The organism is Kineococcus deserti, assembly GCF_050871945.1.
Taxonomy (GTDB): Bacteria; Actinomycetota; Actinomycetes; order Actinomycetales; family Kineococcaceae; genus Kineococcus.
Genome location: NZ_JBJLSI010000001.1, coordinates 25,598 through 48,194, shown reverse-complemented (window position 1 = coordinate 48,194; position 22,597 = coordinate 25,598). Strand labels below are relative to the sequence as shown.

The following is a 22,597-nucleotide window of genomic DNA, read 5'->3' as shown; positions in this document are numbered from 1 at the left end:
GGGGAGTACTTGTTCAGAGGTACAGCCCCGTCCGGCCACCCTCGTCACCGGGCGCGGCCACGGCGTGCAGGTCCCGCTCCCGCAGCAACGTGTACCCCTTGCCGGACAGCTCCACCTCGGCCTTGTCCTCGGGGTCGAACAGCACCCGGTCGCCCGTGGCGACCTGACGCACGTGCGGTCCGACGGCCACCACCTGGGCCCAGGACAGCCGCCTGCCGACGGCCGCGGTGGCCGGGATGAGGATGCCGGCCGAGGACTTGCGCTCGGCGGCGTCGTCCGGCAGGACGAGCACGCGGTCGTGCAGCATCCGGACGGGCAGCTGGCTGGAGTCACCGGGTGGTGTCACGGGGGGTGTCACGGCTCGAAACCGTAGCGCCCCCCGAACCGGTGGGTTCGGGGGGCGCTGGGTCCGGGTTGCCTCAGCGGCGCTTGCGCACGGCGCGGACCACGAGGACGGTGGTGACCGCGAGGACCACGACACCGGCCGCGGCGACGCGCTCGACGCGCAGCCCACCGCGGTGGTCGAAGACGAACCCGCCCACCTGCGAGCGCGCCGAGGCCAGCGACCGGTGGGCGATCGAGGCCGGGGCGAGCCGCGAGGTCAGTTCGTCGATGGTGCCGGCGAGCCGGGCGCGTCGCGCCTCCACCTCGCGCTCGAGGGCGCGGGGGTCGCTGGTCGTGATCTCGGCCTTGCCGTCGCTGGCCGCCACGGCCACCTCCTGTGCTCTGCTGCTGACGTCGTCAGCTGGTCCGGCGTCCCCGGAACCGTACCGGAGGCCCGGCGATCGCTCCCGGCGGGGCACGCGGGCGGCACCTGACACGGGCGCCCCGGCGGCTATCGTCGCCGTCCATGACGCGTCTGGTGCCCGGCGACCTCGCCCCCGACTTCACGCTGACCGCCCACGACGGCTCGACGGTGACGCTGGAGGAGCTGCTGGCCGGCTCCGGCAAGCGCGTCGTCGTCTACTTCTACCCCGCGGCGATGACGCCCGGCTGCACGACGCAGGCCTGCGACTTCCGCGACTCCCTCGACGCGCTGAACGCCTCCGGGTACACCGTCGTGGGGATCTCCAAGGACCCCGTCGCCAAGCTGGCCCAGTTCGCCGAGCGCGACGGCATCACCTTCCCGCTGCTGTCCGACCCCGACCACGCCGTCCTGGAGGCCTACGGGGCGTGGGGGGAGAAGACGAACTACGGCCGCACCTCCGTCGGCGTCATCCGCTCGACCGTCGTGGTGGACCCGCAGGGTGTCGTCGAGCTCGCGCAGTACAACGTGCGCGCCACGGGGCACGTGGCCAAGCTGCGCAAGGACCTCGGGCTCGACCAGTAGTCTGACCGGGCGAGCGGGAGTGGTGTAACTGGCAGCCACGCAGGATTTAGGTTCCTGTGCCTCCGGGCGTGCGGGTTCGAGTCCCGCCTCCCGCACTCGCGTGACCCCGCTCGATCACCGAAGTGCTTGATCACGGTGGAGAGGTTGCAGCGCAACACCTTCCTCGTGATCAAGCACTTCCGTGATCAAGCACGGTTGCTCCCCGTGAGGGGCTCACACCTGCAGCGCGGTGAACACCACCGGGGTCGTCGTCGGCTGCGCCGATCCGGCCTCGGGTTCCACCGAGATCCCCACCCCGGTCGCCGACCCGGCGTCGACCACCGTCGCCGCGCCGCCCGTCGCCGACACCGGCAGCATCCCCGCCGAGGCGAGGTCGTCGCCGGCGGCCAGCCACAACTGGTACCCGCGCCCGCTCCCGGCCGCCGGCAGCCCGGCCGTGACGACACCGATCCGGCCGTTCGCCTGCACCAGCGTCGCGGTGCCCCCGTCGCTGGCGGCGACCGTCGTCACCCGGGCCCCCGGCGTCGTCAGCAGTTCACCGACCTCCTGCAGCGCAGCCTGTTCGGCGCTGAGCACGGCGGGATCGCCGGGCTGCGAGGCGACGCCCACCCCGATCCCCACCGCAGCCACGACGATGCCGGCCGCGGCGACCAGCACGCTCCAGCGCGAGGGTCCGCGCCGCGTGCTCCGCGTCGCACGCGCAGCGGTCAGGTCGAGGACGCGCTGGGGTTCCTGCTGGGGTTCCTGCTGGGGTTCCTGCTGGGGTTCCTGCGGGGTCGTCGCGATGGCGTCGAGGACCGAGGCGCGCAGCCGCGCCGGCGGTTCGACGGCCCCGCCCAGCTGCGCGGCCACCTCGCGCAGGGAATCGGCGTCGGCGCGTTCCTCGGGCCGGGTGCGCAACCGGTCCTCGAAGGCAGCGCGTTCGTCCTCCCCCAGCGCGTCCAGCGCCCAGGCCGCCGCGAGCAGCGGGTCCTCCTGCGGTTCGCGGGCGTCGCGCGGCGGGGTGCTCATCGGGCGACCCCCATGACGTCGCGCAGCCGGATGAGCCCGTCCCGCAGCCTGGTCTTCACGGTCCCCAGCGGCACCCGGAGGTCCTCGGCGATCTGCCGGTGGGTCCGCCCACCGAAGTAGGCCAGGTCGATCGCCTCGCGCTGCAGCGGCGTCAGCGAGTCCAGGGCCCGGCGCACCTCGTCGGTCTCGAGCAGCACCTCCACCTCCTCGCTCACGCTGTCGTACGGGGGAACCTCCTGGTGTCCCACCTCCACGTCCCGCCGGGCACTGGCCTGCGCCGCCCGGACCCGGTCCACCGCGCGGCGGTGGGCCATCGTCACGATCCACCCGTGGGCGCTGCCCCGGGCGGGATCGAACCGGGCGGCCGTGCGCCAGGCCTCCAGGAACACCTCCTGCACGACCTCCTCGGACTGGGCGGGGTCGCGCAGGACCCGCAGCACCGTCCCGTGGACGGCCGCCGCGGTGGCGTCGTAGAACGTCGCGAAGGCGGCCTGGTCCCCGCGGGCCGCGCAGGCCAGCGCCTGCGCGGCACCGGCCTGCGCGGTGTCGCGGGAACTCGAGGTCGTCATCAACGCCACTCTGTCACCTGCTCACGGACCCGGCACCACGTCGGGGGCACCACACCAGGCGTGTCACATCGGGGGCATCAGGACGGAGTCCACGAGGTACACCGTCGCGTTCGCCGTGGAAACCCCGCCGCAGACGACGTTCGCGGTCCCGTTCACCGTCAGCATCTGCGGGGTGCCGGCGACCGTCAGGTCCCGGCCCTCGAGCGTGGGGTGCGTGCCCACCACGTCCGCGGGCGAGATCCGCCCCTGGACGACGTGGTAGGTGAGGATCTCCTGCAGCGTCGCGCTGTCGGTCTTCAGCGACTCCAGCGTGGCCGGGTCGACCTTGGCGAACGCGTCGTCGACGGGGGCGAACACCGTGAACTCCCCGCCGTTGAGGTCGTTGACGAGGTTCACGTCCGGGTTCAGCTGACCCGAGACCGCCGCCGTCAGCGTCTTCAGCACCGGGTTCGCGGCCGCGGCGCTGGCCAGCGGTGCGGTCGCCATGCCCTCGACCGAGGCCGGGCCGGTGGCGTTCGCGGCGGCGTAGTCGGCGCAGCCCGGGCCGACGGGGGCGTCCATCGCCATCGCCGTCGCCGGGGCCGAACTCGTCATCGCGGGAGAACTCGAGGTGGTGGTCGAACTCGAGCTGGTGTCGGACGAGCCGGTGTCGGCGCCTGCGCAGGCGGCGAGCCCGAAGGTCGCGGCCGCGGCGATCGCCAGCAGGGTTCCAGTGCGCTTCACGAGTTTCCTCCTGTCGTGTCCGGCCGGTGGTTCCCGGCCGGTCGTGCACGAGGGGTTCGTGACCGGCGCCCTCCCGGATTGGTCTGCGGGACGGAGTTCCTCACTCGACCGTGACGGTCACCGAGTCGTACCCGCTGGAACCGTCGGGAACCGGCGCGACGACCTCGGCGGTCTGCGGCTCCCCCGTCCCGTCGGTCGCCCGCACCTGCAGCGAGTGGCTGCCGGGTTCGTCGGCGTTCCAGTCGAAGACCCACTGGCACCAGGTGTCCGAGGAGGCCGACGGGAGCAGCTCGGCGGGCTGCCACTCCCCCTCGTCGACACGGACCTCGACCGCCGAAACCCCGCGGTGCTGCGCCCACGCCACACCGGCGACCGGAACGCGCCCGGCCCGCACCGTGGCGAACGACCTCGGGACGTCGATGCGCGAGGCCGTCTTGATCGGCCCCTTCGCCGCCCAGCCGCGGTCGGTCCAGTACGCCGTCTTCTCGGCGAACGTGGTGACCTCCAGGTCGGTGATCCACTTGCAGGCCGAGACGTACCCGTACAACCCGGGGATCACCATCCGCACGGGGAAACCGTGCTCGCGCGGGAGGGGTTCCCCGTTCATCCCGACGACCAGCATCGCGTCGCGGCCGTCGGTGGCCTCGGCCAGCGGCGCGGACAACGTGAAACCGTCGGTGCTGGTGGCGAACAGCATGTCCGCCCCGTCGCCGGCACCGACCTCGGCGAGCAGGTCGGCCAGCGGGTACCCCAGCCAGCGGGCGTTGCCGACGTAGGACCCGCCGACCTCGTTGCTGACGCAGGTCAAGGTGATCCAGCGTTCGCGCAGGGGTCGGGCCAGCAGCGTCGCGAAGTCGAGGACGAGTTCCCGTTCGACCCTGCCGTGGATCCGCAGCGACCAGTCCTCGGCGACGACGTCCGGCACGACCAGGGCGGTGTCCACGCGGTAGAAGTCCGCCGTGCGCGTGGCGTAGACCGTCAGGCCGCTCGCGATCGCGTCGGCGGGGTCGAGCCCGGCGGGCAACGCGGGCGCGGGGTCGGCCGGTGCGGGCAGCACGACCCGGCCGCGGGACTGCTCGGCGCTGCGGGTGGAGACCAGGTACTGGCCCGCGCCGCCGGTGAGCACCGCGGCCGCGGCGGTCCCGCCGAGCAGGACGGCCCGCCGCCGGGCGTCGGTGGCCGGTGCGAGCCGGCGGGTCAGCACCACCAGCGCGTACACCCCGGCCGCGGCACCCAGCGCCGAGGGCAGCGGGGTGAACGTCGTCGCGTCGGGCCGGGTCGCGGCGGCGACGACCCCCACCAGGCCCAGGACGCCGACGACGGCGACGCCGGCCTGCAGCCGCCACCGCGCCAGCACTCCGGCCAGCGCGGCCAGCAGGGCGACGAGGACCGCGATGGTCGCCAGCAGCACGACCTTGTCGTGCGCGCCGAAGGCCCGGATCGCGGCGTCCTTCAGCCACGCGGGCACCCGGTCGACCACCGCGTCGCCGACGACGACGAGGGGCGCGGCCGACGGGGAGACGATCCCCGCGACCAGCTGCCCCACGCCGAACGTCGACCCTGCGGCCACGAGGCCGGCCCAGACCCCCGTGAGCGCCCCCGACCGGCGGTTCCCCTCCGCATCCCCGGTCCGAGCGCTGTTCCCCGTGGTCATGGCCGGCCTCACGTCCCTAGCTTCGGAGCCGCCCCCTCAGCGGATGGGTCGGCCTGCCAGCGCGTCCACGACCACCGGGGCCAGGGCCCGGAAGGCGCGTCCGCGGTGGCTGATCGCGTTCTTCTCCTCGGGGGTGTGCTCGGCCAGGGTCCGGTCCGCGCCCTCGGGCACGAAGACCGGGTCGTAGCCGAACCCGCCCCCGCCGGCCGGCGCCGTCGTGATCGTGCCGCGCGAGCGCCCCTCGCGCACGGCGCTGCTCCCGTCGGGCAGGGCGATGGCCGCGGCGCACACGAAGGCGCCGCCGCGGTGCTGCGCGGGCACGTCGGCGATCTGCGCCAGCAGCAGCTGCAGGTTCGCGGCGTCGTCGCCGTGCCGGCCGGCCCAGCGGGCCGAGAAGATCCCCGGCGCCCCGCCCAGGACGTCGACGGCGATGCCGGAGTCGTCGGCGATGGCGGGGACGCCGGTCGCGGCCGCCACCGCGCGGGCCTTCAGCAGCGCGTTGCCGGCGAAGGTCACCTCGGTCTCGGCGACCTCGGGGACGTCCTCGAAGGCGTCGACCGTCAGCACCTCGACGTCGGGCAGCAGCGGGGCCAGCACGGCCCGCAGCTCACCGACCTTGTGGAGGTTGCGGGTGGCCAGGACGAGGCGGGTCACCGGGCCAGCGCCTCGGCCTGCAGCTGCGTCAGCCGCGCGCAACCGGCGACCGCCAGGTCCAGCAGCCCGTCCAGCTCGGTGCGGTCGAAGGGCGCTCCCTCGGCGGTGCCCTGCACCTCGACGAACTTCCCGTCGCCGGTGACGACGACGTTCATGTCGGTCTCGGCGCGCACGTCCTCCACGTACGGCAGGTCCAGCACCGGGACCCCGTCGACGACGCCGACGCTGACGGCGCTGACCGAGCCGGTCAACGGCTGCTTCGACGCCTTGACGATCCCCTTGCCCCGCGCCCAGGAGATCGCGTCCGCGAGCGCCACGTAGGCGCCGGTGATGGCGGCCGTGCGGGTGCCGCCGTCGGCCTGCAGGACGTCGCAGTCCAGGACGACGGTGTTCTCGCCCAGCTGGGCCGTGTCGACGACGGCGCGCAGGCTGCGGCCGATGAGCCGGGAGATCTCGTGCGTGCGGCCGCCGATCTTGCCCTTGACCGACTCGCGGTCGCTGCGGGTGTTGGTCGAGCGCGGCAGCATGGCGTACTCGGCGGTGACCCAGCCCTGGCCCGAGCCCTTGCGCCAGCGCGGGACCCCCTCGGTGAAGGAGGCGGCGCACAGCACCCGGGTGCGGCCGAACTCGACGAGGACGCTGCCCTCGGCGTGGTCGAGCCAGTTGCGGGTGATGGTCACGGGGCGCAGTTCGTCGGCGGCCCGACCGTCTGCTCGGGCGGCGGCTCGTTCAGTCACGTGCCCCAGGGTTCCAGATGACTCGCGGTCACCTGCGTGCCACCGCGCGTGAACGGTCAGCGCGCCCCAGCAGATTTCTGCCGGATCCTGCGGCTGAATGCGCGAATCCCTACCGCGCCACCGGGTTCCATCCGTCACAGTGAACCCATGGAGCAGGTGTCCACGAGTCGACGCTCGACCGCTGACCTGCGCCCGGGTGACCTCGTGGTCACCGGCCGCGCCGATCACGAGGGCGTCGTGCTGCGCCCCCTGCGGTGGAGCCCCCGGCCGCTGACCGGCACCGTCGTGCGGCAGGTCGCCGCGGTGCGGCGCACCGGTCCGTTGAGCGCCCGCGTCGTGCTGGAGTTCACCGACGGGGCCCGCAGCCAGCCCGTCGCCGCGCTCGCGCGGTGGGCGACCGCCGCCCCTCCCGTCCCGGCGCCCACGCAGGCCCAGGCGGTCAGAGTGCGCCGAGGTACAGCGGGCCGGTCTCGTCGACGTCGACCAGTTGCGGCCCGAGCTGAGGTCCCAGGAACCGTTGCGCCAGAGTCCGGAAGGCCCGCGCGTCACCCGTCGAGGTGAACCGGTGCCGGGGCAGCGGCAGGTCGTCGGGGCGCAGCAGCTCGCGCGCGGCCAGCTCCCGGTAGACGTCGAAGGCGGTCTCCTCGGCGCTGGAGACGAGGGTGACGTCGTCGCCGACGACGCTGCGCAGGACGGCCATGAGCAGCGGGTAGTGCGTGCAGCCCAGGACGAGGGTGTCGACGTCGGCGGCGATGGCGGGGGCCAGGTACTCCCGGGCGGCCGTGAGCAGTTCCGGGCCGCTGGTGATCCCGCGCTCGACGAACTCCACGAAGGCCGGGCAGGCCGCCGTCGTCAGCGCCAGGTGCGGAGCGGCGGCGAAGGCGTCCTCGTAGGCGCGTGAGGAGATCGTCGCGCGGGTGCCGATGACCCCGACCCGGCCGTTGCGGGTGGCGCGCACCGCCCGGCGCACGGCGGGCTGGATGACCTCCACGACGGGGACGTCGTAGCGCTCGCGGGCGTCGCGCAGCATGGCCGCCGAGGCGGAGTTGCAGGCGATGACCAGCATCTTCACCCCGGAGTCGACGACGCGGTCGAGCACGTCGAGGGCCAGCCGGCGCACCTCGGCGATGGGTTTGGGTCCGTAGGGGGCGTGCGCGGTGTCGCCGACGTAGTGGACGGCCTCGTGCGGCAGCTGGTCCAGGACCGCGCGTGCGACGGTCAGCCCACCCACCCCGGAGTCGAAGATCCCGATGGGCAGTTCCCGCTCGTTCACGATGTCGTCCGTCCACTCGTACGCGGCGCCATGGTCGACGCCTCCACCCGCCCGCGCACACGACTGCCCACCCGACTCCATCGGAGGAGCCGGCGGGCAGCGCCGGAGCGCGGGCTCCAGGTGTCGGCGCGCCGCTCCGGCCTCACAGCAGCGACCTCACGAGCGTCTCCTGGAGGTGGGTGGTGAAGTCGTACACGGCCCACGCCCAGCGCGCGGGGTCGTCCTCGGCCAGTTCGGCGTAGGGGTCGCCCTCGTCGCTGACGCCCAGCCGCGTCCCGAGCGCGAGGCGGATGTCGTTGAGCGCCGCGAGCCACGTGCGGGCCCCGTCGGCGTCGAGCTGGACGCGTCCGCCCTGGCCCTCCACGGGCGCGAGCGTGGCCAGCATGCCGCGCGCCGCGGCCGCCTTGCGCTCGCGCAGGCCGCGTTCGGTGAACCGGCGGAAGTCGGCCGAGGCCCGCGGGTCCTCCTCCTCGCCGTAGGCGTCGGGCAGCAGCCGCCGCAGCACCTCGTCCTCGGGCGGGGCGGTGGGCCCGTCGGTCTGCAGGTCGGGGGTGTCGAAGCCGGGCAGGTCGGCCAGGCCCAGTTCGGCCTGCAACGGGTCGACGGTGCGGCTGGGCGGTTCGGGGACCTCGAGGAGCTCGACGACCTCCCGCGCCAGGGAGGCCAGCAGGTCGGCCTCGGAGGCGTGCAGGGTGAGCGAGAACAAGCCGTGGCGGTTGCGCCGGAAGGTGGCCACTCAGTCGTTCCTCAGCATCATTCGTCCTTCTGCAGCGTGGCCCACAGGCCGTAGCCGTGCATGGCCTCGACGTCGCGTTCCATCGCCTCGCGCGAGCCCGAGCTCACGGCGGCGCGGCCCTTCTGGTGGACGTCCATCATCAGCGCCTCGGCCTTGGCCTCGGAGTAGCCGAAGTGCGTCCGGAACACGTACGTCACGTAGGACATGAGGTTCACCGGGTCGTTCCACACGATGGTGACCCACGGGGTGTCCGGAACGGTGGTGAGGTCCGTCTCGGGACGCTCGAGCTCGGTGGGAGCAGTCAGGACCACGGACACCCGGGCAGTGTAGGCAACGGGGACCTGGCTAGATTCGGTGCATGGGGAGCCCCGCACTCAGCACCGCGCTGCTGACCGACCACTACGAGCTGACGATGCTGCAGGCTGCGCTGTCCGACGGGACGGGCGATCGGCCGTGCACCTTCGAGGTCTTCGGCCGGCGGCTGCCCGAGGGGCGCCGGTACGGCGTGGTCGCCGGGACGGCGCGGGTGCTGGACGCGGTGCGCGACTTCACCTTCTCCCCCGACCTGCTCGAGGGGCTGCGCGGCGTCCTGGACTCCCGGACGCTGGAGTGGCTGGCGCGCTACCGGTTCGGCGGGTCCATCGAGGGCTACGTCGAGGGCGAGCTGTGGTTCCCCGGCTCGCCCATCCTCACCGTCACCGGCACGTTCGCCGAGGCCGTCGTCCTGGAGACGGTCGTGCTGTCGATCCTCAACCACGACTGCGCCATCGCCGCGGCCGCCTCGCGGATGGCGCAGGCCGCCGGCGACCGGCCGATCATCGAGATGGGCTCGCGCCGCACGCACGAGCAGGCCGCCGTGGCCGCCTCCCGCGCCGCCTACCTGGCCGGGTTCACCTCCACGTCGAACCTGCAGGCCGGCGCCTCCTACGGCATCCCGACCTCGGGCACCTCGGCGCACGCGTTCACGCTGCTGCACGACACCGAGGCCGGGGCGTTCGCCGCCCAGGTCGCCGCGCTGGGCGTGGACACCACGCTGCTGGTCGACACCTACGACATCACCCAGGGCATCGCGACAGCGATCGAGGTCGCCGGCCCGCAGCTGGGCGCGGTGCGCATCGACTCCGGGGACCTGGCGGTCCTGGCCGTCCAGGCGCGCGAGCAGCTGGACTCCCTGGGGGCGACCTCGACGCGCATCGTCGTCTCCGGCGACCTCGACGAGTACGCGCTGGCGGCGCTGAAGGCCGCTCCCGTCGACGGCTACGGGGTGGGCACGTCGCTGGTCACCGGGTCCGGCGCCCCGACCGCCGGGCTGGTCTACAAGCTGGTCGAGGTCGAGGGGCGCCCGGTCGCCAAGCGCTCGACGTCGAAGGTCACCCAGGGCGGCCGGAAGGTCGCCGTGCGGCGGCACCGGCCCACGGGCACCGCGACCGACGAGGTCCTCGGCGTCGGGTTCACCCCGGCGCGCGAGCCGAACGACCGGCCGCTGCAGGTCCCGATGGTCGTCGAGGGTGAACGCGTCGCCGGCCTGCCCGACCTGCAGGCCTCCCGCGAGCACCTGCGCCGGGCGCTGGTGACGCTGCCGTGGGACGGGCTGGCGTTGTCGAAGGGCGAACCGGCGATCCCGACGACGGTGCTGACCGCGGACCGGGAGGTCGTCCGGTGACGCGCGCCCTCGTCGTCGTGGACGTGCAGAACGACTTCTGCCCCGGCGGTGCGCTCGCGGTCGCCGGCGGCGACGAGGTCGCGGCCGCCGTCTCGCAGCTGCTGCGCCAGGACACCAGCGGCGGTCGGGGCATCGCGTTCGACCACGTCGTGGCCACGCAGGACTTCCACATCGACCCGGGCACGCACTTCTCGGCCGAACCGGACTTCGTCGACAGCTGGCCGCCGCACTGCCGGGCCGGCACGTTCGGTGCGCTGCTGCACGACCGCCTCGACACCTCCCGGGTGGAGGCGGTGTTCCGCAAGGGGCAGTACGCGGCGGCCTACTCGGGTTTCGAGGGTGTCACCAGCACCGTCACCGCCGAGGGCGGTGAACTCGAGACTGGCCTGGCGGACTGGTTGCGCGGCAAGGGAGTCGACGAGGTGCACGTCGTCGGGATCGCCACCGACCACTGCGTGCGGGCGACGGCCCTGGACGCGGCGCGCGAGGGTTTCCGCACGACGGTGCTGCTGGGCCTGACGGCCGGGATCTCGCCGGCCACGGTGGAGAAGGCGCTGGGCGAACTGCGGGCCGCCGGGGTCGCCCTGGTGGGCGACCCCGTGGTGGTCTCCTGAACGGTCCTCAGCGCTTGACGACGACCGTGCGGGCGAGCTTGTCGTGCAGGGCCTGCTTGCGCTGGTCCCAGCACGGCCAGAGCAGGTCGACGAGCAGGTAGAACGGGATCATCTGCCCGAGGAAGTCGCTGCCGATCCAGCGCACGATGGACTGCCCCCAGCCGGGGTGGCCGGGCCGGTCCCAGCCGCGCACCCGGAGGCGGCACAGGGCCTTGCCCGGCGTCGCGCCGTAGAAGCGCAGCGACAGGATCGTGTAGACGGCGCTGACGGCCAGGACGATGAACGTCAGCGTCTGCGCCGCACCGCCCTGGGAGGTCTGCAGGAGCAGGTCGGTGAACCGTTCGGTGTTCCCCGCCGCCAGCGCGTCCGCGGCCGCGGCCGACTGGCGGTTCATCGTCTGCACCGAGGACCAGCCGGCGATCGTGGCGATCACCGTGATCAGCACCCAGTCGACGATCCGGGCCAGCAGCCGCAGCCCCAGCCCGCCCAGGGCCTGACCGTCGGGCGTGGCGATGGCCTTGACACCCGGGGCCGGGTACTGCGACGGCGGGTACCGGGTGTACCGGGTCTGCTGGTAGGGGTTCTGCTGCTGGTGGGGATCCTGCTGGTGCCCCTGGAACTGCTGGTGCCCCTGGAACTGCTGGTACTGCGGAGCCTTGGTGAGCGACGGTCCCGCCGACGGCGTGGGCGCCGCCTGCTGGTGGACGTGTTCGGTCCACCGCGTGCCGTCCCACCAGCGCAGCTGCCCCGAGGACACCGCGGAGGGTTCTGAAGGATCGGGGTACCACCCTGCGGGCGTGCTCATGCGCTCAGCCTGCCAGGTCCTCAGGCGACGCCGAACTCGGCGGGGTCGATGCCCGCGGACTGGCAGACCTCGCGCACCGCGCGTTGCTCCTGGGGGTCGAAGTCGCCGTTGGCGCCACCGATGACGACGCCGACCTGGACGACGGCGCGCGCCTGCTCGGGCTTGTTGCGCAGCTTGCCGACCGCCTGCAGCGCCTCGATCTTACCGAAGTCGTAGTCGCTCGTGAGCTTGCCGCACCACTTGTCGAAGGACGCGCGCAGCTCGCCCGCGTTGAAGATCGACAGGACGTCGTTGCTGGCGATGAACGCGGCGGTCTTCTGGCGCTCCTCGGGCTCGATGCTGCCGTCGGCGGCGGCGATGAGGGCGCAGGTGGCCATGCTGGCCTCGGCGAAGTCCTTGCTCTTGAACTGCCCGACCTTCGTCTTCAGCTGGTCGCCCGCCAGCAGGCCCTTGCTCTTGAGGTTGTCCAGGAATCCCATACCGGCGCAACGGACGTGGCCGGGTCCGAGTTCCTCAGCTGAAGCGGCGGACGATCTCGGAGTTGCGGTCGGCCAGCAGCTGGCGCAGCGTCCGCCGGACGAACAGCACGTCGGCGATGCGGCCGAGGAACCCGTACGGCGACCGCCAGGACATCCGGTCGGTCATGATGGTCATCTGCGGGCCCTCGGGCTCGTAGGAGTGCTCGTGGCGGAACTGCGCGAAGGCGCCGGCGGACATCTGGTCGACGAACCGCCGGGGGCGGTCCAGTTCGACGATGTGCGAGGTGTGGGTGACGGGGAAACCCAGGAGCCGCAGTCGCCACGTGACCTTCTCGTCCAGGTCGATGCGCCCGCTCGTCCGTCCCGCCCCTTCGACGGCGCGGACCTTGAACCGCTTGCCCGCGACCCGCTCGACGTCGAGGTCGAGGGACATCTCGAAGACCTCGTCGAGGGGTGCGCGGACCATGGTCCGCTGAACGATCTCGGGCACCTCAGCAACCTAGACCATCGACAGCAGGTGATCGCGCCGGCGGCGCAGGACGTCCACCGACGCCGAGGCGGACGGGGGCCCGGGAACGGCCTTGCGCAGCGTGGAGTACACCGTCGCGTGCGGCATCGCCCGGCCCGCGGCGACCCGGCCGACGAGGCCGTGGATCTCCTTGCGCAGCACAGCGGCGGTGTGCCAGGCGGCGTCCTGCAGCTCGGGCTCGTCGGCCGGGGCCGGCTCCGCCTCCTCGAGGGGACGGGCCACGGCGGTGCGCTTGCGGATCTCGGCGTCGCGCTGGGCCAGCAGCGCGGCCGTCTGCTCGGGCGAGAGCAGCCCGGGCAGGCCGAGGTAGTCCTCCTCCTCGACGCTGACCTGCGGCAGGTCACCGCCGGTCAGGGCCTTTCCGCCGTGCAGGACGTGGGCGAACTCGGCCTGCGCCTCGAGCGCCTCGTACTCCTTCTTCTCCCCCGGTTCGCGTTCGGGCGGCGGCAGCAGGTCCAGGCCGCCCTCGTCGACCTCGTCGGAGGAGACCGACGCCGGCGGCGGGATGACGTGGTTGCGGTCGGTCTCCATCTCCGCGGCCAGGGCCAGCAGCGGCCGCACGGCCGGCAGGAACACCGTCGCGGACTCCCCCTTGGCGCGGGAGCGGACGACGCGGCCGACGGCCTGGGCGAAGAACAGCGGGGTCCGGTAGGACGTCATCCAGGCCAGGCACGCCGCGCGTGGCACGTCGACGCCCTCGGAGATCATCCGCACGCAGACGACGAACCGCTGGTCGCTCTCGGCGAACTCGGAGATCTTCTGCGAGGCCTTGGGGTCGTCGGACAGGATCAGCGCGGGCTTCTCCCCCGTGACCCGCTGGACGATCTTGGCGTAGGCGCGCGCGTCGTCCTGGTCCGAGGCCAGGACCAGCCCGGCCGCGTCGTGCATGCCGTGCTCGCGCAGGTGGTTCAGGCGCTCGTCCATCGCGGCGATGACGTGCGGGACCCAGTCGCCGCGCGGGTCCAGCGCGGTCTTCCAGGCCAGCGACTCCACCGACTTGGTGGTCGCGTCGGTCAGGGAGGCCGCCACGACCTCCCCGGCGGAGTTCCGCCAGCGCGAGACGCCGGTGTAGGCGGCGAACACGACGGGCCGCACGACACCGTCGGCCAGGGCGTCCTTGTAGCCGTAGGTGTAGTCGGCGACGCTCTTCAGCCCGCCCTCGGACTCCACGGAGTCGTCCTCGACGTACTGCACGAACGGGATCCGCTCGTCGGCCTTGGTGCGGAACGGGGTCCCCGTCAACGACAGCCGGCGGCGGGCGTCGGCGAAGGCCTCGAACACGGCCTCGCCCCAGGACAGCCCGTCCCCGGCGTGGTGGATCTCGTCCATGACCACCAGCGACTTCTTCGCGGTGGCCCGGGCGCGGTGCAGCATCGGGTGCCCGGCGACCTGGGCGTACGTCGTGACGTAGCCCTTCATGTCGGGGCGGACCGGGCCCACGGCGTTGGTCATCGTCGGGTCCAGCTCGATGCCCGCGCGGTGGGCGGCCTCGGCCCACTGGGTGCGCAGGTGGTCGGTCGGGGCCACGACGACGATCCGGTCGACGCGGCGGGTGTCCAGCAGCCGGCGCGCCAGCGCCAGCGCGAACGTCGTCTTGCCCGCGCCCGGGGTGGCGGTGACGAGGTAGTCGGCGGGTTCGTCGCGCTCGGGGTCGAAGTACTTCTCCAGCGCCGCGTTCTGCCAGGCGCGCAGCGGCCGGGCGGCGGGTACGCCAGGAGCGTCGACCACGGGGCCGGGGGTGGTGTCGGCCAGGGCCAGCTGGGGTTCGTGTTCGGTCGTGCTCATGGGTCCGTCCACCGTAGACGACTGCGAGGGGTGACCCCGTGCGGCGACGCGCGCAGCAGTCCTCGACCGCCGCGTGGCCGGTGACCACGCGGCGGGAGGTGCGGGGCTCAGTCCTTGTCGTCGCCGCCCTTGCCGGACAGGCTCTCGTAGATCTCCTTGCAGGTGGGGCAGACCGGGAACCGCTTGGGGTCGCGGCCGGGCACCCAGACCTTGCCGCAGAGCGCGATCACGGGGTCGCCCGAAAGGGCGGACTCCATGATCTTCTCCTTCTTGACGTAGTGGGCGAACCGCTCGTGGTCGCCCGGCTCGGCCTTCTCCTCGACCTGCTCCTCGCGGTCGAGGACCGCGGTCCGCGACGGCGCGGCGGGGGCCTGCGGCTGGGTCTGGAACGGGTCCTCGGTCGGCGAGCTCATGGCGGGAATGGTACGCGCGCTCAGTTCATCGAGACGTCCGCCGGGAAGCTGGCGACCAGTGCCAGGTCCCCGCCCTGCCGCCGCAGGACATCGCCCCACAGGTCCTCGGGGGCCGAGCTGAAGGCGTCGCGCGCCTCGGCGGGCAGCACGAACCAGGCTCCCTCGGCGATCTCGGACTCCAGCTGCGCGGCGCTCCACCCGGCGTACCCGGCGAAGATCCGCAGGCCGGACAGCTCCGCGACGATCGCCTCCGGCGGGGTGTCGAGGTCGACCAGGCCCACCGAGCCCAGACCGACGGAGGCGAAGACCCGCCGCACCCCCAGCGGGTCGGGCTCGTCCCCGGGCACCGCGACGAGGCCCAGGGCGGAGTCCAGCGCCACCGGTCCGCCCTGGAAGAGCTTGCCGGGCGCGGTGGCGAACGGCTGCCAGCCCGGCAGCACCGCGGCGACGTCCACGTCCAGCGGACGGTTGACCACGACACCCAGCGCGCCGTCCTCGTCGTGGTTGAGGACCAGGACGACCGCGCGGGCGAAGTTGGGGTCGGTCAGCGACGGGGTCGCCAGCAGCAGCCGGCCGGTGAGGCTCGACGGGGGACTCGTCACGAGGCCATCATGACGCGCGATCAGAGGCGAGGGCGAGCGATCGGCACCTGGTCGCGGGTGGCGCGGACGTACTGCGCCGGCCACGGAACGGCCGCCGTGTCGTGCAGGGCGACGGCCGCCCGGTGCGGCCAGCGCGGGTCGGCCAGCAGCGGCCGGGCCAGGAAGACCGCGTCGGCGTCGCCGCTGACGAGGACCTGCTCGGCCTGTGCGGGCTCGAGGATCAGCCCGACGGCCGCGACCGGGACCTGCGCCTCCCGCTTCACGCGCGCGGCGTTGGGGACCTGGTAGCCGGGGCCGACGGGGATCTGCTGGCGGGGGTCGTTGCCGCCGGAGCTGGCGTCGACCAGGTCGGCGCCGTGGGCGGCGAGCTCCTTCGCCAGCTGGATCGACTCCTCGAGGTCCCAGCCACCCTCGACCCAGTCCGAGGTGCTGATCCGCACGAACACCGGCTTGTCGGCCGGCCACACCGCGCGGACGGCGTCGAGGACCTCCAGCAGCAGCCGGGACCGGCCGGCCAGGTCGCCGCCGTAGCCGTCGGTGCGGTGGTTGGACAGCGGGGACAGGAACTGGTGCAGCAGGTACCCGTGGGCGGCGTGGACCTCCACGACGTCGAACCCGGCCTCGTCGGCGCGGCGGGCGGCGTCGGCGAAGGCCCGCACGACGGCGGTGATGCCGTCGGCGTCGAGCTCGCGCGGGACGGCGAACCCGTCGTACGGCACGGCGCTGGGGCCGACCGTCTCCCAGCCGCCCTGGGCCGGTGCGACCGTGCCGGACTCCTCGTCCCAGGGCCGGTGGGTGCTGGCCTTGCGGCCGGCGTGCGCGAGCTGGACGCCGACGGCGGCGCCCTGGGCGTGCGCGAAGTCGACGATCCGGGCCCAGGCGCGGGCCTGCTCCTCGTTCCACAACCCGGCGTCCTGCGGGCTGATGCGGCCCTCAGGGACGACGGCGGCGGCCTCGGTGAGGACGAGCCCCGCTCCCCCGAGCGCCAGGCCGCCGAGGTGGACGAGGTGCCAGTCGTTGGGCACGCCGGGGGCCTGGACGGGGTCGCAGGAGTACTGGCACATCGGCGAGACCCACAGGCGGTTGCTGAAGGTCGCGCCGCGCAGGGTGATCGGTTCGAACAGTCGACTCACACGCGCACGCTACCCGTTGTCTTGTTGAGAACGATTCTCTACAGTGGCGCGCGTGAACACCTGGCTGCTGGTTCCCGCCGAAGAGGTCGGGCTGCTCGCCCGGCTGCGACCCGTCGTCCGCGCCACCAGCCGCGGGGTCCTCGTGGCGCTCGACCACGCACCACCGGGGACGCAGCTCGGCCTGGGCCACGACGGCGTCCTGCACTGGTTCGGCGGCGGGTTCACGGCCGCGGAGGTCCAGCGCCTCGTCGACCACGTGCGGTGGGCGCGGTTCGCGGAGCTGCCCGCGGCCTTCGCGCACCGTCGGCTGGCGGTTTCACGCAGCTGAGCGGATCAGAGGCCGCGGGACCGGCGCTTGTCCTCGTACATGTGCCGGTCGGCGCGGGCCAGGACCTCGGCCGTGCTCTCCTGGAGGTCGTCCACGACGAGGCCGACGCTGCAGGAGACCGTGACGGTCCCGCCGTCGGTGAGGTCGACCGTGACCCCGGACACGGCCGCCCGGAGGCGCTCGACCAGGGCGCGCGGATCGACGTCGGCGGAGGAGTCGACCAGGACGACGAACTCGTCACCCCCGAACCTGGCGACGGTGTCACCGGCCCGTGAAGCGCTCACGAGCCGTTCGGCGATGCGCACCAGCGCGCGGTCGCCCACGAGGTGACCGCGCTCGTCGTTGATCCGCTTGAGCTCGTCGACGTCGCAGAACGCGACGACGGGTGCGGTCCCGGTGCGCCGGGCCCGGGACCGGGCGAGCTCCCAGCGGTCCTCCAGCAACCCGCGGTTGGGCAGTCCGGTGAGCTTGTCGTGGGTCGCGCGGTGGGTGAGGTCGCGGGTGCGGGCCACGTGCTGGCTGACGTCCCAGCAGGACAGCGTCAACGCCGGCCCGGCCGCGCCGACGAGCACCTCGACCGTCACGGTCCGGTCCCCGGCGGCCGCGGATCCTCCGCCGGCCAGGAACCGCCACTCGTACGCGGTCCGCACGGCCGGCGCCCCGCGGTCGAGTGCGGCGAGCACGTCCTCGCGGTCCTCGGGGTGGACGAGGTCGGCGAGCAGGACGTCCTCGCGGTCGCCGAACAGCTCGGCCGCGGCCCGGTTGAGCCAGGTTGCACGCCAGCCGTCGGTGTCGCGTTCGACCCGGACGGTGGCCAGCGGAGAGTCCTCCACCAGGCGCCGGTAGTCGGCGTCCTGCACTGGTTCCCTCCCTCGGCTGGACCGACGCGGATCGTCGGCGTCCACCGACCGTACGATCTGGGAGCGCAGGTCTCGCAACGAGTTCGGGAATCCGCCCGACACGGCGGACAGTTTCTGACGCTGCGTGTCCGGTGTTGAACTCAACGAGACGAGATGCCGGTGGGATCCGTCGTGGAGCACGCCGTCACGAGCGGCCGGCTGGCCCGCGAGGCCAGCAGGACGAGGCCGCCACCGGCGAGCGCGCACCCGACGAACCACAGCACGCCGACCGGCGCGGTCTGCAGCAGCCCGACCACCGGCGAGATGATCAGCAGGGCCAGGGCGGCCGCACCGCCCGTGGTGACCACCAGCGGGATCCAGGTCTCGCGCGCACGGGCGGTGTGCAGCACCTCGAGGTCGGTGCCGGACAGGTGCAGGGTCCGGTAGCGCGTGCGGGAGTCCAGCACCCGCGAGGCCTGGGTGACCCCGGTCGAGACCGCGGCCAGGACGGCCGAGATCACCAGCGTGACGGCCGCTCCCGTGCCGATGTCGGTGAACAGCTGCGCCTCCTCGGGCGCGCCGCCGCTGGTCAGGCCCGGGGTGACGGACAGGCAGCCGGCCACGAACGTCACCAGCGAGATCCCGCCGACGCTGCGCCAGGTGCTCTTGGGGTCGTCGGTCATGCGCCGCGCCGCCAGCAGCGTCTCGACGCTGCGGGCGCGGGCCCCCAGGATCCGGCCGAGGACCGAGACGAACAGCGGCCCGACGAGGTTGAAGACGGCGAAGGTCCCGGCCAGGAAGCCCACCAGGACCAGGGCCCCGACGGCCGTCCCGAAGCCGAAGACCAGGCCGCCGGCGTTGAAGGCGGCGACGAAGCCTCCCCCCAGGAGCAGGACGGGCACGATCCGCGCCCAGCTCAGGCCCTTCTGCGGCAGGCGTTGGGCCACGCCGAGCGGGGTGATGGCCACGCGCCGCAGGCTCACGGCCGAGGACACCAGGGCCACCAGCAGGACGGCCGTCACGGTGAGCAGCACCGGCACCGGGCCGAGCAGGAGTTCACCGGTGGCGAAACGGCGGCCCTGGAACCTCAGCTGCGCGACGGCGGGCAGGGTGAGCAGGTTCAGCAGGACGCCGAGGGCGGCTCCCGCGACGGCCTGGACGGCGGCGTCGAGCAGTGCCACGACGCCGATCTGCCCGGTGGTGGCGCCCGCCAGCCGCAACCGGGCGAGCCGTTCGTCACGGCGGGCGACGGTCAGCCGGGCCGCGGCCGCGCCCAGCGTCGCGGTCGGCACCAGGAGCAGGGCGACGGCCACCCAGGACAGGAACGGGTAGGTCGAGGCGTCGGGGCCGGCGTCGGGCAGGTCGGCGCGTGCGGCGAACGCCCGCACTCCCCCGGCCACGAGCAGGACGGCCCACGTCGTGACGGCGAACGCGGTGACGGCCAGCACCGTCGGCAGCTTCGAGCCCGTGTGCGTGTGCCGGGCCAGCGACCACCACAGCCTCACCGGGCCACCCCGACGGGCGCGGTGAACTCGTCGACCACACGACCGTCGCGCATCGCGAGCGTCCGGTCGCACCACCGGGCGACCCCGGCGTCGTGGGTGACGACGACGAGCGCGGCACCGTTCTCCCGCGCCACGGAGGTGAGCAGGTCGAGCACCTCGCGTCCGGTGGCCTGGTCCAGCGCACCGGTGGGTTCGTCCGCGAACACGACCTCCGGCCGGCCGACCAGGGCCCGCGCGATGGCGACCCGCTGCGCCTGCCCACCCGACAGTTCCCCGGGCCGGCGACGTTCCATGCCGGCCAGTCCGAGCCGGCCGAGGAGTTCGCGGGCCCGGGCGGTGGCCGCGGCCCGGGGCTGCCCGCCGAGCATCAGCGGCAGCGCGGCGTTCTCCTCCGCGGGCAGTTCGGGCAGCAACTGCCCGGCCTGGAAGACGAACCCGAAGTCGCTGCGCCGCAGCCTCGTCCGCTGCGCGTCGCTCATGGCGACGAGGTCGGCCCCGGACAGGCTGACGGTTCCGGAGGTGGGCCGCACGATCCCGGCCAGGACGTGCAGCAACGTGGTCTTGCCCGAACCCGACGGGCCCATCACCGCGACGGACTCGCCCGCGCGCACGGTGACGTCGACGCCGTCGAGGGCGTGGGTCGTGCCGTAGGTCATGACCAGACCCCGGCCGGAGAGGATGTCCATGGCTCCGAGAGTGGCGCCGCGGCCCCCGGCACCGCGTCGGAGCCGGGACGGAACCTGTGCGTCCCCTGTCCGCCCGCAGACCTACGCCCGCGGCAGCACGCCAGCCCGCACGCCGCGTCCGGTCTCCCCGCGATCAGCGGACGCGCGGCGGAGCAGGAGGAGCGGGGTGTGCGCGCCCGGTGGGCCGGAAACGCGAAAGCGCCCCGTGCACCGAGGTGACGTCCTCGTGCAGGAGCGCTTTCGCGTTTCCGGCCCACCGGGCGCGGACACCAGGCCCCGCTCGCTCTGCGGAGCCCGAGTGGTGGAGATGGCGGGAATCGAACCCGCGTCCGTCAGCGTGGTACCAGGGCTTCTCCGGGTGCATCCTGTTCAGCGGTCTGCTCGGCCCCGATGCTCACACAGGCATGTCATCGCCGGGCCCAGCCGCGTTGAGTGTCCCTCTCACCTACGCGACCTCGGTGAGAGGTGAGCCCCCTAGTCGATGCCAGGACCCGGGGCGGGAGCACACCCGGGCTGACAGAGTCGCGCTCGCTCAGGCGGCGAGGGCGAACTCGGTGCGCTTGGAATCGGCACCTATTGGTTTGCATGGATCGTTGACGAGATGACCATGCATCCTCGACCCGCTTCCCCTGGCTCGACGACCAACGTCGAAACCTGTCATCCCCTTGTTGAGTTGTGCGTCCAGCTTACCCCTGCAACGGCCGTACCGCCGCACGCATTCCCGCACCGGGCCCGGGGCCTCACCAGGACCCGCCGCCACCGCCGCCGGCCGCGCCGCCGGTGAAGCCGCCGCCGCCGCTGAACGAGCTCGAGCTCGCGGTGGCGGGTGGGGCGGCGCTCAGGGCATCGGAGGTGCTGGAGGAGAAGCCGCCCACCATCCCGGCGTAGAGAGCCACGTTGAACGTCGAGCCGAACCCGGCCGGGCCCGTGTACCAGGCCGGGGCGGGCAGTGGTGCGTCGGCGGCCTGCAGGGCCCGGGCCCCGGCCAGCCAGGCGCTGCCGGCGCCGAGGGCGACGGCGTAGGGCACGAGCCGCAGGAAGCGGTCGGGTGTGCTGCCGTCGTGGGCGCCGAGGCCGCCGTGGCGGGGCAGCGTGTCGGTGAACGCCCGGGCCCGGGCCTGCAGCTGCCGGCCGCGGGCGGTGACCGGGCTGCCACCGGCGCCCGCGAGGCCCGCGACGAGGGCGGCGATCCCGACGGCGACGACGGCCAGCCCGATGAGCGCGTGGGTGGTCCAGATCGCCAGCAGGACCGTCAGCACCGCCCCGACGGCGACGACGGTGCCCCCCAGGCCCACCCAGCGGAGCACGAGCTGGGCCGGCCGGGCGTGGAACAGGCCGTGCGCGACGGCGGCGTCCTCGAGCAGTTCCTTGGTCCGGCGGTTGCCGTCGCGGGCCGTGGTGCGCACCGCCGACAGCGACGTCTCGGGGCCGGCGGCGAAGACGGTGTCGAGCAGGCGCTGCTCGGCCAGGGTGGGCTTGTCCGGGGTGTCCCGGCGGTACAGGTCCCAGTCGGTCACCTCCCGCCCCTGCGCGCTCTCGTGCTCGACGATCGTGAGGTGGCCGCGCGCGGCGAGGTCGAGCAGGGTCGCGACGACGTCGACGTCGCGGGCTCCGCCGTGGACGACGGCCCCGACGACCCCGGGCGGGACGTCGGTGACCTGGACCGGGTCGGTCTGCGGTTCCTCGCGGCGCCGGCGGAAGGCGAGCAGCCCGGCCGCGCCGGCGACCAGCACGGCACCGACGCCGGCCAGGCTGGTGGTGGAGGCGCCGAAGGCGCGGGCGGGGCTGAAGGTGTCCAGGAGCAGCGGGGCGGCCGGGGTGAGCGAGCCGGCGGGCAGTCCGGCGGCGACGGTGACGCCCTCCTCGTCGTCGAGGCCCTGGGCGCTGAACACGGCGCCGGTGGCGGTCGGCTGCGCCGAGCAGCGGTCGGCCGAGCCCTCCTCACCCTGGAAGCAGCGCGGGTCCGTGACCGCCGCCGGGGTGGTCACGGTGACGTCGACGCGGTCGATCGGGACCTGCCAGCCCGTCCCGACGGCGTCGTAGGCGATCTGCAGCGAGCCGTCGCGCAGGGTGTTGACGACGGCGGGCACGGTGTAGGTCAGGACGTAGGTCTGCTCGCCGCGCACGTCCTCGGAGTCCGGGTCGCCGACGCGGACGTCGAGGAATCCGCCGTCGGTCTCGGTCTCGACCTCGTCCGGGGCACCGGTGGGGCTGGACACCCGCAGGTCCCGCACCGGGTAGCTGCGGTCGTGCGTCTGGTCGTACGGCGCGCGGACCGGGATGAACCGCCGCAGCCCGTGGTGGCCGTCGTCGCCGAAGTCGTAGGTGATCTCCTCGCGCACGCCCAGCGACCCGTCGCCGCCGACGGTCAGGTCGGCGACGTAGGACACCACCCGCTCGTCGTCGGACGGTTCGTCGGCCGCGGCCGAGGCGGCGAGGGGGCCGACGACCAGCACGGCCGAGGCGAGCGTGGCGAGCAGGGCGGTGCGCATGCTCCGATCACAGCGCGCCCACCCGGCTCGCGCATCA

The 22,597-nt window shown here is 73.7% G+C and carries 26 protein-coding genes, 1 tRNA gene and 1 other RNA gene; 5 read left to right on the top strand and 23 right to left on the bottom strand.

Translation table 11 applies throughout. The features are described 5' to 3' along the window. Positions 1-13: 13 nt before the first annotated feature. On the bottom strand, positions 14-307 hold the full coding sequence (locus ACRYR2_RS00270; protein WP_432561128.1) for a GroES family chaperonin: 294 nt from the start codon (positions 305-307) through the stop codon (positions 14-16). Positions 308-419: 112 nt separating this feature from the next. Further along, entirely contained in the window at positions 420-710 is a 291-nt protein-coding gene (locus ACRYR2_RS00265) for a DUF3618 domain-containing protein (RefSeq protein WP_432560805.1), read from the bottom strand. Between the two features lie 104 nt (positions 711-814). On the opposite strand from ACRYR2_RS00265, the gene bcp reads away from it, so the two are divergent. Both bcp and ACRYR2_RS00255 read left to right on the top strand, forming a co-directional pair. Further along, positions 815-1,330 (top strand): thioredoxin-dependent thiol peroxidase, encoded by a 516-nt coding sequence (gene bcp, locus ACRYR2_RS00260; protein ID WP_432561127.1) that lies wholly within the window; start codon positions 815-817, stop codon positions 1,328-1,330. A 13-nt stretch (positions 1,331-1,343) separates the two neighbouring features. Next, positions 1,344-1,425: transfer RNA gene (locus ACRYR2_RS00255), tRNA-Leu, on the top strand. A gap of 118 nt (positions 1,426-1,543) precedes the next feature. On the opposite strand, the gene ACRYR2_RS00250 is transcribed toward ACRYR2_RS00255, so the two are convergent. From ACRYR2_RS00250 to clpS, 9 genes are all read right to left on the bottom strand, one after another. Beyond that, on the bottom strand, positions 1,544-2,341 hold the full coding sequence (locus ACRYR2_RS00250) for an anti-sigma factor (RefSeq protein WP_432560804.1): 798 nt from the start codon (positions 2,339-2,341) through the stop codon (positions 1,544-1,546). Further along, the gene (gene sigK / locus ACRYR2_RS00245; RefSeq protein ID WP_432560803.1) at positions 2,338-2,910 is read right to left on the bottom strand and encodes an ECF RNA polymerase sigma factor SigK; all 573 of its coding nucleotides are present in this window, start codon (positions 2,908-2,910) and stop codon (positions 2,338-2,340) included. Before sigK ends, ACRYR2_RS00250 begins: the two co-directional genes overlap by 4 nt. A 63-nt stretch (positions 2,911-2,973) precedes the next feature. Next, positions 2,974-3,633 carry a fasciclin domain-containing protein gene (locus ACRYR2_RS00240; RefSeq protein ID WP_432560802.1) on the bottom strand — a complete coding sequence of 220 codons (660 nt, stop codon included), beginning with the start codon at positions 3,631-3,633 and terminating at the stop codon, positions 2,974-2,976. Positions 3,634-3,733: 100 nt separating this feature from the next. Beyond that, positions 3,734-5,203 (bottom strand): molybdopterin-dependent oxidoreductase, encoded by a 1,470-nt coding sequence (locus tag ACRYR2_RS00235; protein WP_432560801.1) that lies wholly within the window; start codon positions 5,201-5,203, stop codon positions 3,734-3,736. 120 nt (positions 5,204-5,323) lie between these two features. After that, positions 5,324-5,941, bottom strand: a complete 618-nt coding sequence (gene rdgB / locus ACRYR2_RS00230) for an RdgB/HAM1 family non-canonical purine NTP pyrophosphatase (RefSeq protein ID WP_432560800.1) — start codon at positions 5,939-5,941, stop codon at positions 5,324-5,326. Then, on the bottom strand, positions 5,938-6,678 hold the full coding sequence (gene rph, locus ACRYR2_RS00225; RefSeq protein ID WP_432560799.1) for a ribonuclease PH: 741 nt from the start codon (positions 6,676-6,678) through the stop codon (positions 5,938-5,940). Before rph ends, rdgB begins: the two co-directional genes overlap by 4 nt. A 439-nt stretch (positions 6,679-7,117) precedes the next feature. Further along, entirely contained in the window at positions 7,118-7,951 is an 834-nt protein-coding gene (gene murI, locus ACRYR2_RS00220) for a glutamate racemase (protein WP_432560798.1), read from the bottom strand. Between the two features lie 142 nt (positions 7,952-8,093). Then, positions 8,094-8,687 (bottom strand): DUF2017 domain-containing protein, encoded by a 594-nt coding sequence (locus tag ACRYR2_RS00215; RefSeq protein ID WP_432560797.1) that lies wholly within the window; start codon positions 8,685-8,687, stop codon positions 8,094-8,096. 17 nt (positions 8,688-8,704) lie between these two features. Then, complete coding sequence (clpS, locus tag ACRYR2_RS00210) at positions 8,705-9,004, bottom strand: ATP-dependent Clp protease adapter ClpS (protein WP_432560796.1); 300 nt, start codon at positions 9,002-9,004, stop codon at positions 8,705-8,707. Positions 9,005-9,045: 41 nt separating this feature from the next. Between clpS and ACRYR2_RS00205 the strand changes: the two genes are divergently transcribed. Together ACRYR2_RS00205 and ACRYR2_RS00200 are read left to right on the top strand one after the other, a co-directional pair. Next, the gene (locus ACRYR2_RS00205) at positions 9,046-10,350 is read left to right on the top strand and encodes a nicotinate phosphoribosyltransferase (RefSeq protein WP_432560795.1); all 1,305 of its coding nucleotides are present in this window, start codon (positions 9,046-9,048) and stop codon (positions 10,348-10,350) included. Then, complete coding sequence (locus ACRYR2_RS00200; protein ID WP_432560794.1) at positions 10,347-10,964, top strand: nicotinamidase; 618 nt, start codon at positions 10,347-10,349, stop codon at positions 10,962-10,964. The genes ACRYR2_RS00205 and ACRYR2_RS00200 overlap by 4 nt, the downstream gene beginning before the upstream one ends. Positions 10,965-10,971: 7 nt before the next feature. On the opposite strand, the gene ACRYR2_RS00195 is transcribed toward ACRYR2_RS00200, so the two are convergent. The 7 genes from ACRYR2_RS00195 to ACRYR2_RS00165 all read right to left on the bottom strand — a co-directional run bounded on the left by ACRYR2_RS00195 (position 10,972) and on the right by ACRYR2_RS00165 (position 16,710). Beyond that, positions 10,972-11,769, bottom strand: coding sequence for an RDD family protein (locus ACRYR2_RS00195; protein WP_432560793.1), 798 nt, complete (start codon positions 11,767-11,769; stop codon positions 10,972-10,974). Between the two features lie 20 nt (positions 11,770-11,789). Further along, positions 11,790-12,248 carry a tellurite resistance TerB family protein gene (locus ACRYR2_RS00190; protein ID WP_432560792.1) on the bottom strand — a complete coding sequence of 153 codons (459 nt, stop codon included), beginning with the start codon at positions 12,246-12,248 and terminating at the stop codon, positions 11,790-11,792. A 34-nt stretch (positions 12,249-12,282) separates the two neighbouring features. Next, entirely contained in the window at positions 12,283-12,738 is a 456-nt protein-coding gene (locus tag ACRYR2_RS00185; protein WP_432560791.1) for an SRPBCC family protein, read from the bottom strand. A 9-nt stretch (positions 12,739-12,747) separates the two neighbouring features. Further along, positions 12,748-14,562, bottom strand: a complete 1,815-nt coding sequence (locus tag ACRYR2_RS00180; RefSeq protein ID WP_432560790.1) for a DEAD/DEAH box helicase — start codon at positions 14,560-14,562, stop codon at positions 12,748-12,750. 107 nt (positions 14,563-14,669) lie between these two features. Continuing rightward, positions 14,670-14,975 (bottom strand): DUF3039 domain-containing protein, encoded by a 306-nt coding sequence (locus tag ACRYR2_RS00175; RefSeq protein ID WP_432560789.1) that lies wholly within the window; start codon positions 14,973-14,975, stop codon positions 14,670-14,672. A 20-nt stretch (positions 14,976-14,995) separates the two neighbouring features. Further along, positions 14,996-15,577 (bottom strand): YqgE/AlgH family protein, encoded by a 582-nt coding sequence (locus tag ACRYR2_RS00170; RefSeq protein WP_432560788.1) that lies wholly within the window; start codon positions 15,575-15,577, stop codon positions 14,996-14,998. 20 nt (positions 15,578-15,597) lie between these two features. Further along, a complete protein-coding gene (locus ACRYR2_RS00165) occupies positions 15,598-16,710 on the bottom strand; it encodes an NADH:flavin oxidoreductase/NADH oxidase (RefSeq protein WP_432560787.1) in 1,113 nt (370 codons plus the stop codon). Between the two features lie 52 nt (positions 16,711-16,762). Here ACRYR2_RS00165 and ACRYR2_RS00160 point away from each other — a divergent pair, with 52 nt between their 5' ends. Continuing rightward, positions 16,763-17,038 (top strand): hypothetical protein, encoded by a 276-nt coding sequence (locus ACRYR2_RS00160; protein ID WP_432560786.1) that lies wholly within the window; start codon positions 16,763-16,765, stop codon positions 17,036-17,038. Between the two features lie 5 nt (positions 17,039-17,043). Here the strand turns inward: ACRYR2_RS00160 and ACRYR2_RS00155 are convergent, their stop codons facing one another. The 5 genes from ACRYR2_RS00155 to ACRYR2_RS00135 form a co-directional block, all read right to left on the bottom strand. Continuing rightward, positions 17,044-17,898, bottom strand: a complete 855-nt coding sequence (locus ACRYR2_RS00155; protein ID WP_432560785.1) for a GGDEF domain-containing protein — start codon at positions 17,896-17,898, stop codon at positions 17,044-17,046. 140 nt (positions 17,899-18,038) lie between these two features. After that, complete coding sequence (locus ACRYR2_RS00150; protein ID WP_432560784.1) at positions 18,039-19,382, bottom strand: FtsX-like permease family protein; 1,344 nt, start codon at positions 19,380-19,382, stop codon at positions 18,039-18,041. Further along, complete coding sequence (locus ACRYR2_RS00145) at positions 19,379-20,068, bottom strand: ABC transporter ATP-binding protein (protein ID WP_432560783.1); 690 nt, start codon at positions 20,066-20,068, stop codon at positions 19,379-19,381. The genes ACRYR2_RS00150 and ACRYR2_RS00145 overlap by 4 nt, the downstream gene beginning before the upstream one ends. 299 nt (positions 20,069-20,367) lie before the next feature. Further along, positions 20,368-20,733: a transfer-messenger RNA gene (gene ssrA, locus ACRYR2_RS00140) on the bottom strand. 75 nt (positions 20,734-20,808) lie between these two features. Then, positions 20,809-22,560: a DUF2207 domain-containing protein gene (locus ACRYR2_RS00135; protein ID WP_432560782.1), complete on the bottom strand. Its 1,752-nt coding sequence runs from the start codon at positions 22,558-22,560 to the stop codon at positions 20,809-20,811. Between the last annotated feature and the right edge of the window lie 37 nt (positions 22,561-22,597).

Coding starts and splice junctions, on each gene's coding strand:
- ACRYR2_RS00270 (WP_432561128.1), bottom strand. CDS start 307: ATGCTGCACGACCGCGTGCTCGTCCTGCCGGACGACGCCGCCGAGCGC.
- ACRYR2_RS00250 (WP_432560804.1), bottom strand. CDS start 2,341: ATGAGCACCCCGCCGCGCGACGCCCGCGAACCGCAGGAGGACCCGCTG.
- sigK (WP_432560803.1), bottom strand. CDS start 2,910: ATGACGACCTCGAGTTCCCGCGACACCGCGCAGGCCGGTGCCGCGCAG.
- ACRYR2_RS00205 (WP_432560795.1), top strand. CDS start 9,046: ATGGGGAGCCCCGCACTCAGCACCGCGCTGCTGACCGACCACTACGAG.
- ACRYR2_RS00195 (WP_432560793.1), bottom strand. CDS start 11,769: ATGAGCACGCCCGCAGGGTGGTACCCCGATCCTTCAGAACCCTCCGCG.
- ACRYR2_RS00190 (WP_432560792.1), bottom strand. CDS start 12,248: ATGGGATTCCTGGACAACCTCAAGAGCAAGGGCCTGCTGGCGGGCGAC.
- ACRYR2_RS00180 (WP_432560790.1), bottom strand. CDS start 14,562: ATGAGCACGACCGAACACGAACCCCAGCTGGCCCTGGCCGACACCACC.
- ACRYR2_RS00175 (WP_432560789.1), bottom strand. CDS start 14,975: ATGAGCTCGCCGACCGAGGACCCGTTCCAGACCCAGCCGCAGGCCCCC.
- ACRYR2_RS00145 (WP_432560783.1), bottom strand. CDS start 20,068: ATGGACATCCTCTCCGGCCGGGGTCTGGTCATGACCTACGGCACGACC.
- ACRYR2_RS00135 (WP_432560782.1), bottom strand. CDS start 22,560: ATGCGCACCGCCCTGCTCGCCACGCTCGCCTCGGCCGTGCTGGTCGTC.